General features: G+C 64.1%; 12 protein-coding genes. 7 read left to right on the top strand and 5 right to left on the bottom strand.

The genetic code is table 11. The features are described 5' to 3' along the window. The first annotated feature begins 86 nt into the window (after window positions 1-86). Window positions 87-1,121, top strand: a complete 1,035-nt coding sequence (locus tag I5R65_RS03745) for an extracellular solute-binding protein (protein WP_180668861.1) — start codon at window positions 87-89, stop codon at window positions 1,119-1,121. Between the two features lie 63 nt (window positions 1,122-1,184). Here the strand turns inward: I5R65_RS03745 and I5R65_RS03740 are convergent, their stop codons facing one another. Next, window positions 1,185-2,327, bottom strand: a complete 1,143-nt coding sequence (locus tag I5R65_RS03740) for a GNAT family N-acetyltransferase (protein WP_180668860.1) — start codon at window positions 2,325-2,327, stop codon at window positions 1,185-1,187. A gap of 125 nt (window positions 2,328-2,452) precedes the next feature. Between I5R65_RS03740 and I5R65_RS03735 the strand changes: the two genes are divergently transcribed. The 4 genes from I5R65_RS03735 to I5R65_RS03720 all read left to right on the top strand — a co-directional run bounded on the left by I5R65_RS03735 (window position 2,453) and on the right by I5R65_RS03720 (window position 7,312). Next, complete coding sequence (locus I5R65_RS03735) at window positions 2,453-4,510, top strand: NAD(+) synthase (RefSeq protein ID WP_180668859.1); 2,058 nt, start codon at window positions 2,453-2,455, stop codon at window positions 4,508-4,510. A gap of 179 nt (window positions 4,511-4,689) precedes the next feature. Further along, on the top strand, window positions 4,690-5,028 hold the full coding sequence (locus I5R65_RS03730; RefSeq protein WP_006463535.1) for a P-II family nitrogen regulator: 339 nt from the start codon (window positions 4,690-4,692) through the stop codon (window positions 5,026-5,028). A gap of 267 nt (window positions 5,029-5,295) precedes the next feature. Next, the gene (gene adh / locus I5R65_RS03725; protein WP_180668858.1) at window positions 5,296-6,816 is read left to right on the top strand and encodes an aldehyde dehydrogenase; all 1,521 of its coding nucleotides are present in this window, start codon (window positions 5,296-5,298) and stop codon (window positions 6,814-6,816) included. A 115-nt stretch (window positions 6,817-6,931) separates the two neighbouring features. Next, a complete protein-coding gene (locus I5R65_RS03720) occupies window positions 6,932-7,312 on the top strand; it encodes a DUF779 domain-containing protein (protein ID WP_180668857.1) in 381 nt (126 codons plus the stop codon). On the opposite strand, the gene I5R65_RS03715 is transcribed toward I5R65_RS03720, so the two are convergent. Continuing rightward, complete coding sequence (locus I5R65_RS03715) at window positions 7,293-9,317, bottom strand: sigma-54-dependent Fis family transcriptional regulator (protein WP_180668856.1); 2,025 nt, start codon at window positions 9,315-9,317, stop codon at window positions 7,293-7,295. The genes I5R65_RS03720 and I5R65_RS03715 overlap by 20 nt on opposite strands. A 199-nt stretch (window positions 9,318-9,516) precedes the next feature. On the opposite strand from I5R65_RS03715, the gene I5R65_RS03710 reads away from it, so the two are divergent. Further along, complete coding sequence (locus tag I5R65_RS03710) at window positions 9,517-10,821, top strand: PA0069 family radical SAM protein (RefSeq protein ID WP_180668855.1); 1,305 nt, start codon at window positions 9,517-9,519, stop codon at window positions 10,819-10,821. Between the two features lie 65 nt (window positions 10,822-10,886). Continuing rightward, window positions 10,887-12,197 (top strand): leucine-rich repeat-containing protein kinase family protein, encoded by a 1,311-nt coding sequence (locus I5R65_RS03705; RefSeq protein WP_180668854.1) that lies wholly within the window; start codon window positions 10,887-10,889, stop codon window positions 12,195-12,197. Here the strand turns inward: I5R65_RS03705 and I5R65_RS03700 are convergent. The 3 genes from I5R65_RS03700 to trxB all read right to left on the bottom strand — a co-directional run bounded on the left by I5R65_RS03700 (window position 12,194) and on the right by trxB (window position 14,345). Continuing rightward, window positions 12,194-12,847: a Smr/MutS family protein gene (locus I5R65_RS03700; protein WP_180668853.1), complete on the bottom strand. Its 654-nt coding sequence runs from the start codon at window positions 12,845-12,847 to the stop codon at window positions 12,194-12,196. The genes I5R65_RS03705 and I5R65_RS03700 overlap by 4 nt on opposite strands. A gap of 85 nt (window positions 12,848-12,932) precedes the next feature. Then, on the bottom strand, window positions 12,933-13,247 hold the full coding sequence (locus I5R65_RS03695) for an I78 family peptidase inhibitor (RefSeq protein ID WP_180668852.1): 315 nt from the start codon (window positions 13,245-13,247) through the stop codon (window positions 12,933-12,935). 144 nt (window positions 13,248-13,391) lie between these two features. Next, window positions 13,392-14,345, bottom strand: a complete 954-nt coding sequence (trxB, locus tag I5R65_RS03690; protein ID WP_180668851.1) for a thioredoxin-disulfide reductase — start codon at window positions 14,343-14,345, stop codon at window positions 13,392-13,394. Window positions 14,346-14,367: the final 22 nt, after the last annotated feature.

The raw sequence follows: 14,367 nt of genomic DNA, 5'->3' as shown, positions 1-14,367 counted from the left end.
AGCCTGCTCCCCGGACCGCCTTCCGCGCCAAAAGAAAACGCCGTTTCGCCACGGCGGTCGTTCACTCTTTTTGAAAAGGATGGTCCATGTTTTCCCGTCAATTCGCCGTCGGCGCCGTACTGGCTGCCATTGCCGCCTCCAGCTTCGCGCAGGAAAAGGTCCTCAATCTCTATTCGGCACGCCACTATCAGACCGATGAAGCGCTCTACGCCGACTTCACCAAGGCTACCGGCATCAAGATCAACCGCGTCGACGGCGATGATGCCGGCATCCTGGCGCGCCTGAAGAGCGAGGGTGCTTCCAGCCCGGCCGACGTGATCCTGCTGGTGGATGCGGCGCGCCTGTGGAAGGCCCAGAGCGATGGCTTGTTCCAGCCCGTCAAGTCCAAGCTGCTGGACGAACGCATCCCCGCCAACCTGCACAGCAAGGAAGGCAGCGACGGCACCCAGTGGTTCGGTTTCTCCACCCGCGCCCGCGTGATCGTCTACAACAAGACCCGCGTCAAGCCGGAAGACGTGGACACCTACGAAGCCCTGGGCGATCCGAAGAACAAGGGCAAGCTGTGCACCCGCAGCGGCTCGCACCCCTACAACGTCTCGCTGTTCGGCGCGCTGCTGGAGCATGATGGCGCCGCCAAGACCGAAGCCATCTTGAAGGGCATGGTCGCCAACCAGGCGCGCCAGCCGGTGGGCGGCGATACCGACCAGATCAAGGCCGTGGGTTCGGGCGAATGTGGCGTGGCCATTTCCAACTCCTACTATGTGGCCCGCCTGCTGCGCTCCACCAAGCCGGAAGACGTGGCCCTGATGGAAAAGGTCGGCATCGTCTGGCCCAACCAGAAGAGCTATGGCGCGCACGTCAACATCGCCGGTGGTGGCGTGGCCAAGCATGCCCCGCACAAGGCCGAAGCCGTGCAGTTCCTGGAATACCTGGCCAGCGATGCGGCCCAGCGCTACTTCGCCGAAGGCAATAACGAATGGCCGGCCGTCAAGAGCGTGAAGACCGAGAACCCGGCGCTGGTCAAGATGGGCCCGTTCAAGGCCGAAGTGATCAACATCGGTGCCGTCGGTGCCAACCAGCAGAAGGTGCTGCAGATGCTGGATCGCGTCGGTTACAAGTAATCCGGATGTCTGGCAGGAGGCCGGCCCGCAGCATTGCTGCGGGCCGGCTTTTTTTACGCCGCCTCAGCGGGGCGGATCGCGGAAGGGATTGCGCTCGTTGAGCTCGTTGATATAACCATCGATGCCACCGCCTTCGCGGGCCAGGAAGTGTTCCACCGCATCGTAGAAGCCCGGATGCGCCAGCCAGTGCGCCGACCAGGTCTTCTGCGGCAGGAAGCCGCGTGCCATCTTGTGCTCGCCCTGGGCACCGCCTTCGAACCAGCGGATCTTTTCGGCGATGCAGAATTCCAGCGGCTGGTAGTAGGCGGTCTCGAAGTGCAGGCAGGGGACGTGTTCCAGCGCGCCCCAGTAGCGACCGTAGAGGGTGTCGCCGTCATGCACGGTGAGCGAGGAGGCAATCGGTTGGCCATCGCGCAGGGCCAGGGTCAGCAGCAGGTGCTGCGGCATGGTGGCACCGATGCGGCGGAAGAAATCCAGGTTCAGGTAGGGCGTCGAATAATGCGCCGCATAGGTGTGGCGATAGCAGCGGTTGAAGAATCGCCAGTGGGCCTCGGTGATCTCGCTGCCTCGCAGCCAGGTGAATTGCACGCCCTGTTCGGCCACCTTGCGCCGCTCGGCCAGGATGTTCTTGCGCTTCTTGCGATCCAGGGTATCGACGAACTCGGCAAAGCTGCCATAGCCTTCGTTGTGCCAGTGGAACTGCACGCCGCTGCGCAGCAGGAAACCGGCATCGGCCAGTTGTTCGGCCTGTTCCTGGGGCGGGTAGAGGATGTGGGTGGACGAATGCTCGCCCTCCTGCTGCAGGGCCTGCAAGGCGGCCAGCAGACCGGCGCGGGCGGTCTCATCGACTGCCATCAGCCGCGCTCCGCGCACCGGCGTGAAGGGGATGGCGGCCAGCAGCTTGGGATAGTATTCGACGCCGTGGCGCTGGTAGGCCTCGGCCCAGGCCCAGTCGAAGACATATTCGCCATAGGAGTGGAACTTGCGATAGAGAGGCAACGCCGCCACCAGCGCTTCGTTCTGCCACAGCGTCAGGTAGTGCGGCTCCCAGCCGGTGTCGGCACTGGCTGCACCGCTCTCGTGCAGCGCATGCAGGAAAGCGTAGCTGAGGAAGGGATTGCCTTCGGCCTGGGCGGCCACCAGGGCGTCCCAGCGGTCGGGGCCGATCTCGGCCAGAGAAGAAACGATTCGCGTGCGATAATCCATGGACTGCGAGTGACCTGCGTAAGAAGGCGCGGCCCACGGCCCCGCTCGAACAGGCATTCTACGCAAAACCGACAGAACGCGTCGCCATCGCGGCGACCTGCACAGAGCAAGAAAGTCCGCACGATATGACTAGCCCATTCTTCAATCTCTATAGCCACGGTTTCGCCCGCGTCGCCGTGGCGGTGCCGGACTGCAAGGTGGCCGATCCGGTCTTCAATGCCCGGCGCACCATCGCCCTGGCCGAGCAGGCCGCCGCTGGTGGCGCGGTGCTGGTGGCCTTCCCGGAACTGGGGCTGTCGGCCTATAGCTGCGAAGACCTGTTCCAGCAGCGCGCTCTGCTAGACGCCGCGCAAGAGGCCCTGCAGGCTGTGCTGGAAGCCTCCTTGCGCATCCCGGCCGCCCTGATCGTGGGCATGCCGCTGAAGGTCGAACACCAGCTCTACAACTGTGCCGTAGTGGTCAGCGCGGGCCGCATCATGGGGGTGGTCCCCAAGAGCTACCTGCCCAACTACAGCGAATTCTACGAAGCGCGTCAGTTCAGCAGCGCCGATTGCGCCGTCACCCGCCGCACCCGTCTGCTGGGCCAGGATGTGGACTTCGGCAGTCACCTGCTGTTCGAGATCAGCAATATCCCCGACCTGCGTTTCCATGTCGAAATCTGCGAAGACGTCTGGGTGCCGATCCCGCCATCCTCCTTTGCCGCCCTGGCGGGCGCCACGGTGCTGGTGAACCTGTCGGCGTCCAATATCGTGGTCGGCAAGTCCGGTTACCGTCACCAGCTGGTGTCGCAGCAATCGGCGCGCTGCCTGGCGGCCTACCTGTATTCCTCGGCCGGCGATGGTGAATCGACCACCGACCTGGCCTGGGACGGCCAGGCGCTGATCTGCGAGAACGGCGAACTGCTGGCCGAGTCCGAGCGCTTCACCCAGGGTGGCCACGTCATCTATGCCGATGTGGACCTGGAGCGTCTCTCTCGCGAACGTTTCCACCAGACCACCTTCGGCCAGTCGGTGCGCCGGCATGCGGACGAAGTGCGCCGCTTCGAGGTGGTGGCGTTCGATGTCCAGTTGCCACAGGATCGGCCGCTGCCGCTGCAACGCCGGGTGGCCCGTTTCCCCTATGTGCCGGCCAACGCGGAGCAGCGCGAGCTGCGCTGCCGCGAGGTCTACAACATCCAGGTCATGGCGCTGGTGCAGCGCTTGTCTTCGTCGGGCCTGAAGAAGGTGGTCATCGGCGTCTCCGGCGGTCTGGACTCCACCCACGCCTTGCTGGTCTGCGCCAAGGCCATGGACAAGCTGGGCCTGCCGCGTACCAATATCCTGGCCTATACCATGCCCGGTTTCGCTACCAGCAGCCGCACGCTGGTGCAGGCGCATCAGTTGATGACGCAGGTCGGTTGCTCGGCCCAGGAAATCGATATCCGTCCCAGCTGCGAACAGATGTTGAAGGACCTGGGCCATCCCTACTCGCGGGGCGAACCGGTCTACGACATCACCTTCGAGAACGTGCAGGCCGGCGAGCGTACCAATCACCTGTTCCGCCTGGCCAACCACCATGGTGCCATCGTCATCGGCACCGGTGACCTGTCGGAGCTGGCGCTGGGCTGGTGCACCTATGGCGTGGGCGATCATATGTCGCACTACAACGTCAACGCCAGCGTACCCAAGACCCTCATCACCCATCTGGTGCGCTGGGTGGCCGAGTCCGGCTCGCTGGAACTGAAGCAGCCGGAAGTACTGATCCACATCCTGGAAACCGAGATCAGCCCGGAACTGGTGCCCGGGGCCTCGGATGGCGAGCCCGGGCAACGTACCCAGGACTTCATCGGTCCCTACGAGTTGCAGGACTTCAATCTCTACTACATCCTGCGCTACGGCTTTACGCCGGCCAAGGTGGCCTTCCTGGCGCACAGCGCCTGGCATGACCGCGATGCCGGTCATTGGCCCGATGGCCTGCATGGTGCCCACAACCAGTACAGCTTGCCGCAGATCAAGAAAAACCTGGGCATCTTCGTCTATCGCTTCTTCAAGACCAGCCAGTTCAAGCGTTCCTGCGTGCCCAATGCGCCCAAGGTCGGTACCGGTGGCTCGCTCTCGCCGCGTGGAGACTGGCGCGCGCCCAGCGATGGCGAGGCCACCGTATGGTTGCAGGACCTGGAGCGGATTCCGGATCTGGAGGGCTGAAACCGGCTTTTTAGGGACTCGCTTGCGCGGGGTGGTTGAAAGCTGCGCGAGCCTGATTGACAATGTACAAGTGGGCAGGGGGCCACGTCCCTGTCCGTAAAAGAACAACATCGCATCACCCGCTATTCAACAGATCGCAACAGATCGTTTCTTTACGACATACCAAGAGAGGAATTGCCATGAAACAAGTGACCGCCATCATCAAACCGTTCAAGCTGGACGAGGTGCGTGAATCCCTCGCCGAAGTCGGCGTCACGGGCCTGACGGTCACCGAAGTGAAGGGCTTCGGTCGTCAGAAGGGGCATACCGAGCTGTATCGCGGTGCCGAATACGTGGTCGATTTCCTGCCCAAGGTCAAGATCGAGGTCGTGGTCGATGACAAGGTGGTGGAGCAGGCGGTGGATGCCATCATCAAGGCCGCCCGCACCGGCAAGATCGGCGATGGCAAGATCTTCGTGCAGGAAGTGGAACAGGTGATCCGTATCCGTACCGGCGAGACCGGTCCCGATGCCGTCTGAGCCGGATCGGCTCTCCCAGAAACCGGCCGCTGGCCGGTTTTTTTACGTCCGTCGCAGCCGGAAAGCTGTTGCAGTCTGTTGCGCCGTGGCGTGACGGATTGCGCCAGTCTGACACAGCGTGACAGCGGCACACTTGTGGTACAGGCCGGTGGGCCGCCTGGGACGGGCGTCTGGCGGCTGGCATGCGATTTGCCCCTCAGGAGGTCGAACGTCCGCCGCGGCCATCGATGCGAGCGGGATTTCAACCATAACCCCAACGGAGACGACATGAACCTGGCAGACATCAGCAAACTCGGCGTACGTGACCCTTTCAAGCAGCGTTACGACAACTTCATCGGCGGCAAATTCGTCCCGCCGGTCAAGGGGGAATACTTCGAGAACATCAGCCCGGTGATCGGACGCGCCTTCTGTGAAGTGGCCCGTTCCAGCGCCGAAGACGTGGAACTGGCCCTGGACGCCGCTCACGCCGCCAAGAAGAGCTGGGGCAAGACCTCGCCCACCGATCGTGCCAACCTGCTGCTGAAGATCGCCGATCGCATGGAAGCCAACCTGGAACTGCTGGCCACCGCCGAGACCCTGGACAACGGCAAGCCCATCCGCGAAACCATGGCCGCCGACATCCCGCTGGCGATTGACCATTTCCGCTACTTCGCGGCCGCCGTGCGCACCCAGGAAGGCAGCATCGGCACCATCGACAACGACACCTACGCCTATCACTTCCACGAGCCGCTGGGCGTGGTAGGCCAGATCATTCCCTGGAACTTCCCCATCCTGATGGCGGTATGGAAACTGGCCCCGGCCCTGGCTGCCGGCAACTGCGTGGTGTTGAAGCCGGCCGAACAGACCCCGGCCTCGATCATGGTGCTGATCGAACTGATCGCCGACCTGATCCCGCCGGGCGTGCTCAACATCGTGCAGGGCTTCGGCGTGGAAGCCGGCAAGCCGCTGGCCTCCAACAAGCGCATCGCCAAGATCGCCTTCACCGGCGAGACCACCACCGGCCGCCTGATCATGCAGTACGCTTCGCAGAACCTGATTCCGGTGACCCTGGAGCTGGGCGGCAAGTCGCCCAATATCTTCTTCGCCGACGTGCTGGACCGGGACGACGATTTCTTCGACAAGGCCCTGGAAGGTTTTGCCATGTTCGCGCTGAACCAAGGTGAAGTCTGCACCTGCCCCTCGCGCGTGCTGGTGCAGGAATCGATCTACGAGCGCTTCATCGAACGTGCCTTGAAGCGCGTGGCCGCGATCAAGCAAGGCAACCCGCTGGACAAGAGCACCATGATCGGTGCCCAGGCCTCGCAGGAGCAGCTGGAAAAGATCCTGTCCTATATCGACATCGGCAAGCAGGAAGGCGCCAAGGTGCTGGCCGGCGGCGGTCGCGAAGCACTGGGCGGCGATCTGGCCTCGGGCTACTACGTCAAGCCGACGGTGTTCGAGGGCAACAACAAGATGCGCATCTTCCAGGAAGAGATCTTTGGCCCGGTGGTCTCGGTGACCACCTTCAAGGATGAGGAAGAAGCCCTGGCCATCGCCAACGATACCCTGTACGGCCTGGGTGCCGGCCTGTGGACCCGTGATGGCACCCGTGCCTTCCGCATGGGTCGCGAGATCCAGGCCGGGCGCGTGTGGACCAACTGCTATCACCTGTATCCGGCGCATGCGGCCTTCGGTGGCTACAAGCAGTCCGGCATCGGCCGCGAAAACCACAAGATGATGCTGGACCACTACCAGCAGACCAAGAACCTGCTGGTCAGCTACAGCCCCAAGGCGCTGGGCTTCTTCTGATCGGGTTCCGATCCTTCGTTTGACTCCTTGGCTCCTTGCAGCAAGGTAGCTTGGGCGCCGGTCCGTTCTCCCACGGCCGGCGCCTTTTTTATGTGGACTTTCCAGGAGCGTGCCGATGAGCACCTTACCCCGGGTTACCGCCACCGACGCCACGGTGGCACTGCTGCGTCAGTTGAAGGCGCGCCATGGCGCCTTGATCTTTTTCCAGTCCGGCGGCTGTTGCGATGGCAGCGCGCCGATGTGCTACCCCGAAGGGGACTTCACCTTGGGCGACACCGATGTGTACCTGGGGGAGATCGATGGCGTGCCGTTCTATATCGGCGCCGACCAGTTTGAGTACTGGAAGCACACACAGCTGATCATTGATGTCGTCAATGGCAACGGCGGTATGTTCTCGCTGGAGAACGGCAGCGGCAAGCGCTTCCTGACGCGCTCGCGGCTGTTTTCCGATGAGGAATATGACGCTCTGGAACCGCTCAGTGCCCGCGTGACTTGAAGCGTCGGTACAGGGTATTGCGCGACAGCCCGAGCGCCTTGGCGGCCGCGCTGACATTGCCGTCATGCTTGCGCAGGGCGCGTTCGATGGCGGCCCATTCCGTGTCCTGCATGGACAGTGGTGGGCGGGCCGGTTCGTCAGCGGCGCTGGCCAGCGACGAGGCGGTGTCAGCGTCTTCCAGGAAGTCGTCCGGCAGGTGCTGCAGGCCGATGGCTGCTTCGCCCTCGGCCATGGCCAGCGCGGTGCGGACCAGGTTGGACAATTGCCGCAGGTTGCCCGGCCAGTGGCTGGCCTGCAGCAGCGCCAGGGCCTGGGCATCGAAGCGCGGCGCCTGCGGGCCGCCTTCTTCCTGCAGGATGCGCTCGATCAGGCAATCCAGATCGCTGCGTTCGCGCAGGGCGGGCAGCCTGACCTGCAAGCCATTGATGCGGTAGTACAGGTCTTCGCGGAAGGCGTGACGCGCCGTCATTTCGCGCAGCGGCTGGTTGGTGGCGCAGACCAGCGCGAAATCCACCGGGATCACGCGCTGGCTGCCCAGCGGCGTGACGGCGCGCTCCTGCAGTACCCGCAACAGGCGGCCTTGCAGTGACAACGGCATGTCGCCAATTTCATCCAGGAACAGCGTGCCCCCCTGGGCCTGCGCGATCTTGCCGATGGCGCCCTTGCGGCGGGCGCCGGTGAAGGCGCCATCCTCATAACCAAACAGTTCGGCTTCGATCAGGTTTTCCGGAATGGCCGAGCAGTTGACCGCCACGAAGGGCGCCACCAGCCCTCGGCTCAGCGCCATGCGCGAACAGGCGCTGGCGCGGTGGATGGCCTGCGCCAGCCACTCCTTGCCGGTGCCGGTCTCGCCGGTGATCAAGACCGGGATGGCGCGGTCGATCACCCGGCGCAGCTTGCCGATGATGTCGCTCATGCGGGCGTCGCCGGTCTCCAGCGCCTGCAGGTCGGGCAGGTTTGCAGGTCCGCGCACGACCGGTGGGTGGCTGACCGGCGCCAACGCTGGTGCAGACGCTGCTGACGCCGCTCCAAGTTCAGGCGCCTCGATGACCGCTTCACGGGCATTCTGGAAATGCTGGTCGCGCAGCCGCAACTCGGCGCGACCGTGGATGCGGATGCCATTGTGCAGGCACAGTTCCAGCAGGCCGGGCGCGGCCTTGCGGTGCTGCTCGAACAACAGCGACAACGGCACCCCGAACAGCGAGGTGAAGGTATGCGACTGCAGTGCCGCCAGCGTCAGGCCCAGCTGGAACTGGGCACTGCGGTTGGCCGCCAGGAAACGTCCGCCCGGCGTGAAGCTGACGATGCCCTCCACCAGCGTACCCACGAATTCGGCGCGGCTGTGGAAGTGCAGGGTGATGCAATCGGGAAAACTGCCGGCCAGCAGGTGGTTTTCTATCATCTGCGCCGACATGCGCACCAAGGCCATGGTGTGCTTGTGGAAGCTGCCGCATTCGCCCGACACGTCCAGCACCCCCAGCACCTTGCCGCGATGATCGAAGATAGGGGCCGCCGAGCAGGTCAGGAAGCGGTTGGCATCCAGGTAGTGCTGCTGGGCGTGGACCGTGGTCGGTTTCTGTTCGAACAGCGCCGTGCCGATGGCATTGGTGCCGCGCAACTGCTCCGACCAGCGCCCGCCGGGGCCGAGCGCCACGCGGTCGGCCTTGGCCAGGAAATCGCGGTCGCCCAGGGTATGGATGATGGTGCCTTCGGCGTCCGAGAGGATCACCATGCTGTGGGTGTTGCGAATCTGGTCGTAGAGGGTTTCCATCACCGGGCGGGCGTGGCCGGACAGGGACTGGCTGGCCTCCAGTGTCTGCGCCAGGTCGGCGCGCGAGAGCTGTTCCAGATCCGGCAGCTGGCCGCGGGCGATGCCGTAGGACGAGCTGCGCTGGTGCGAGCGCGCAATGGTCTGCAGGTCCGGCTCGCCGTCGGCCGTGGCCTGCACCAGGGGCGCCGCGCCCAGCAATGCACCGGCGCCGGGCCGGTTTGCCTGGTATTGCATCCTTGTCTCCTTGGACCTTTGCGATCCTTATGCCCGATCTTCGTGACCGCCCGGTGTTCTATTTCTTATGTTCCGAGAGGCTAGGGGTGAACAAGCATACCCGATTAATGTGGCAGCCGGCTAAATTGAAACAGGGTTTGCAGGAGACCTGAAGTGTGGGCAAAATACTGTAAATATATACAGTATTATTCGGCTATACATGGCTTCCTTCCCCAAATTTCCCCAGGGCATCGCCCGGCCGTTTCCTGACCAGCCGGCGCCATCGTCGTCGGCCGACGATGCGACCCTCACGCCGGCCGCGTTCATCCATCGCCAGCAGGTGGCGCAAAAGGGCCGGGGCGCGGTCACCAACCTGCGCGGGCGCTATGAATCGGTGGACCGAGAGGCGTTCGATGACGGCTGGCAGCCCCTGCAATTTGCCGGTGACGGCCCAACGACCGGCGAAGAGGTCGTCGGCACAGAACAGGCCAATACTGTCGATCATGGCGATCAGGACGCCGAATCGCCGCGCCTGAAGACCATCGTCATGGAAGAGACGGCCAAGTCCATCATCAGCCGCAATGCCTCGCCCGACTTGCCGTTCTCGCTGTCCCTGAATCCCTATCGCGGCTGCGAGCACGGCTGCATCTACTGTTTTGCCCGACCCTCGCACAGTTACCTGGGCCTCTCGCCGGGCCTGGATTTCGAAAGCCGGCTGGTGGCCAAGACCAATGCCCCCGAGCTATTGCTGCGCGAGCTGGCCCGGCCGTCCTACCAGCCTGACACCATCACGGTGGGCATCAATACCGACGCCTACCAGCCCATCGAGCGCGAGCGCCAGTTGACCCGCCGCATCCTGCAGATCCTGCACGATTGCGAAAACCCGGTGGCCCTGATCACCAAGTCGTCCCTGATCGAGCGTGACATCGACCTGCTGGCGGCGATGGCAGCCAAGCGCCAGGCCATTGCCGCTGTCACCATCACCACGCTGGACCCGGCCATCGCCCGCACCCTGGAACCTCGGGCGGCCAGTCCGGCGCGGCGCCTGCGGGTGATCCGTACGCTCGCCGAGGCCGGTATTCCGGTGAGCGTATCGATTGCGCCGGTGATTCCCTTCGTCACCGAGCCAGATCTGGAGCGGGTCATGGAAGCTGCCGTGGAGGCTGGTGCCGGCCAGGCCGGCTATATCGTGCTGCGCCTGCCATGGGAAGTCAGCCCCTTGTTCAGGCAGTGGCTGCAGGCGCACTTCCCGGACCGGGCGGCACGGGTGATGAACCGCATCCAGGACATGCGGGGCGGCAAGGATTACGACGCCGATTTCGCCACCCGCATGCGTGGCACCGGTGTCTGGGCCGAGCTTCTGCAGCAGCGCTTCGACAAGGCCAGCCGCCGGCTGGGCATCGACCATCGCAACCGCGCCTTCACCACGCTGGATGCCAGCCGTTTCCGGCGGCCGCTGCTGGTGCCGCCGGCCCGGGGCGGGCAGGGCAAGCGGACCAAGAATGATCAGCTTGATCTGTTCTGAACTGAAGTCTTGGGAAGGAGCTTGGCTGGTACACTGCGCGCTTTGATCGAATCAGGCTTTTTTGCATGCATACCCTGGAACAATTGCGTAGTGGCGCGCTGGCTGGCGTGACAAGGCTTTCGCTGTCTTGCGGCCTGCGTGAATTCCCGCCGGAGATTTTCACCCTGGCCGATACGCTGGAAATCCTCGATCTGAGCGGCAACCAGCTCAGCGCCTTGCCGGACGACCTGCCACGCCTGACCCGGCTGCGCATCGTCTTCTGTTCCGACAATCGGTTCACCGAATTGCCGGCTGTCCTCGGCCGTTGCCCGTCGCTGGAGATGATCGGTTTCAAGGCCAACCAGATTGTGGAGGTGCCGGCCGACTCCCTCCCGCCCTCGCTGCGCTGGCTGGTGCTGACCGACAATCGCATCGAAGCGCTACCGGCCAGCATCGGCCGTTGCCGGCCTCTGCAGAAGCTGATGCTGGCCGGTAACCGCCTGCGTGCCTTGCCGCCGGAACTGGCGGCCTGCCGCAATCTGGAACTGCTGCGCCTGGCCGCCAATGCGCTGGAAGAATTCCCGCACTGGCTGTTGACCTTGCCGCGACTGAGCTGGCTGGCCATGGCCGGCAACCCCTGGTGCGCGCCGGTGGAAGAACGGGCCGATGGCCTGGCGCAGGTGGCGGACATTGCCTGGGACGATCTGCAGCTGCAGGACAAGCTGGGCGAGGGCGCTTCCGGAGTGATCCATGCCGCCCGCTGGCATGTCGGCGGTGCGTCACAGCCGGTGGCGGTCAAGCTCTTCAAGGGCGCCGTCACCAGCGATGGCCTGCCGGAACGCGAAATGGCCGCCTGCATCATGGCCGGACGGCATCGCGGGCTGATTCCTGTGCTGGGCCGCCTGCAGGGGTATCCGCAGGGGGTGGCGGGGCTGGTGATGCCGCTGATCGACCCGGACTATACCAACCTGGCCGGGCCGCCCAGCCTGCATTCCTGCACCCGCGATGTGTATCCCGAAGCAATGGTGCTGCCGTGGTCGCAGGCGCTGGCAATCGCCCGCGATATCGCTTCGGCGGCGGCGCACCTGCATGCACAGGGCATCGTCCATGGTGACCTGTATGCCCACAACATCCTGCATCGTTCCGACGCGGCACTGCTGGGCGACTTCGGTGCGGCCTGGTTCTACGATACCGACCAGCCCTATGCCTGGGGCGTGCAGGCCATGGAGGTGCGGGCTTACGGTTGTCTGCTGGAAGAGTTGCTGGCGTACAGCCAGCCGGCCGATGAAAAGGCAAGGGCGGTGCTGGCCGGATTGCGGCAGGCCTGCCTGTCGGCGGATGCGGCCTCGCGCCCGCATTTCGAGGCCATCGTGGCCATGCTCGACGAACTTGCCTAGCTGCGCTCGCTGGACTTGAGCAGCACCACCAGCGCGCCGGCCCCGCCATCGGCGGCGCGGGCCTGGCAGAAGGCCATCACTTCATCTTTTTGCGCGAGCCAGTTGCGTACCTTGTGCTTGAGCACGGGCTCCTTGTTGACCGAACCCAGTCCCTTGCCGTGGATGATGCGCACGCAGCGCAGACCGCGCCGGCGCGACTGGCGCAGGAACTCGCCCAGCGCTTCACGTGCCTGGTCGCGACGATAACCGTGCAGGTCGAGCTGGGCCTGGATCACCCAGTTGCCGCGCCGCAGCTTGCCGAGCACGTCGGCACCTACGCCAGGGCGGGCGAAACTGAGATTCTCGTCGCTGTCCATCAGGGTTTCGATGGTGAATTCGTCGGAGAGCGACTCCAGCAGTGCCGCCTGTTCATCGGCCAGGTGCTGGCGTGGAATGGGTAAGGGGGGATCGGGCAGGTGAAGGGCCTTGTCGGCCGCCCGCTGATGCAGCGGCGCCACCTGGCCGATGCTGTGGCGGAACAGATTGGCCTCCTCGCGGGCGGCCGTTTCCTGGCGCTGGCGCTCGGCCAAGGCCAGCGCGCGCGCTTTTTCCTGCTCCTGCAGATCGCGGCGCAATCCCTTGAGCGCCGAGAAGTCCTTCATTGTCGCCATGACAGCACCCAACCCTGTAGCCTACGTTTCCCTGAACTGGCAACTTTAGCAGAAGTGCAGTCGCTCTACAGCGTGATCGCAGGCATCAGCCGCAGGCGACCTTGATGATGACCTTGCCCGGATCGATGTAGAGATTGAGGCGACGTGGATTGAACTCCATCGTGGCCACATCGTCCGGCTTGAGCACGCGCACATCGGCGGCGCCCGATTCAGCTTGCGCCTGGCGTTCCAGGTAGCCGCTCAGATTCTCGCCGATCAGGTGATCAGCACGCGAGGCATCGCACAGACCGGGGCCGGACGGGGCGTCGGCACTTTCGCGCGAGGCACTGCAGGCGGCCAGCAAGGCGCCCAGGGTCAGCGAGGCAAACACGGTAGTGACGGCAGCAGATGAGCGTGGCACGGTGCTTTCCTTGTTGAAGAGAGGGGACAGGCGCTTTGTTGTCTTTAGAATAAGCTTAATGTAAACAAAAAACGCCGGGACGAACACTCGTCACCGGCGTTTTGATGCCTTGTTGTGCTGCGAGTTCTCGCAGCGCAGCATTTTTTATTCCAGGCCTTCCAGGTAGCGCTGGGCATCCAGTGCCGCCATGCAACCCGTACCGGCGCTGGTGATGGCCTGGCGGTAGACGTGGTCCTGCACGTCGCCGGCGGCGAACACGCCTTCGATGCTGGTTGCCGTGGCGAAACCTTCGGTCCCGGTGCGGGTCTTGAGGTAGCCGTTCTGCATGTCCAGCTGGCCGTCGAAGATACCAGTATTGGGCTTGTGGCCGATGGCGATGAACAGGCCGTGCACCGGGATCTCGGTGATGGCGCCGTCCTGGGTGGACTTGATCTTGATACCGGTCACGCCGCTGTCGTCGCCGACCACTTCGTCCAGCGTGGAATGCCATTGGATGGCGATCTTGCCCTCGGTGACCTTGTGCAGCAGGCGGTCGATCAGGATGGGCTCGGCGCGGAATTTATCGCGGCGATGGATGATGGTGACCTTGCTGGCGATGTTGGAGAGGTACAGCGCCTCTTCCACGGCCGTATTGCCGCCACCGACCACGGCCACTTCGCGGCCACGGTAGAAGAAACCGTCGCAGGTGGCGCAGGCCGACACACCGCGGCCCATGAAGGCCTGTTCGGAGGGCAGGCCGAGGTACTGGGCCGAGGCGCCGGTGGCGATGATCAGGGCATCGGCGGTGTATTCACCGCTGTCGCCGATCAGGCGGAAGGGACGTTCGGACAGCTTGGTGGTGTGGATGTGATCGAAAATGATCTCGGTATTGAAGCGTTCGGCGTGCTGCAGCAGGCGCTGCATCAGTTCCGGACCTTGCACGCCCAGCGGGTCACCGGGCCAGTTCTCGACGTCGGTGGTGGTCATCAGCTGGCCGCCCTGTTCCACGCCGGTGATCAGTACCGGGTTCAGGTTGGCGCGCGCGGCATAGACGGCGGCGCTGTAACCGGCGGGGCCGGAGCCGAGAATCAGGACCTTGGCATGTTTGGGCGTGCTCATATGTGACTCATCAAATGTTGTG

It is taken from the genome of Herbaspirillum sp. AP02 (assembly GCF_015767275.1).
Lineage (GTDB): Bacteria > Pseudomonadota > Gammaproteobacteria > Burkholderiales > Burkholderiaceae_D > Herbaspirillum.
Note: the sequence above shows the minus strand (reverse complement) of the source record. Positions and strands in the feature narration are given on the sequence as shown.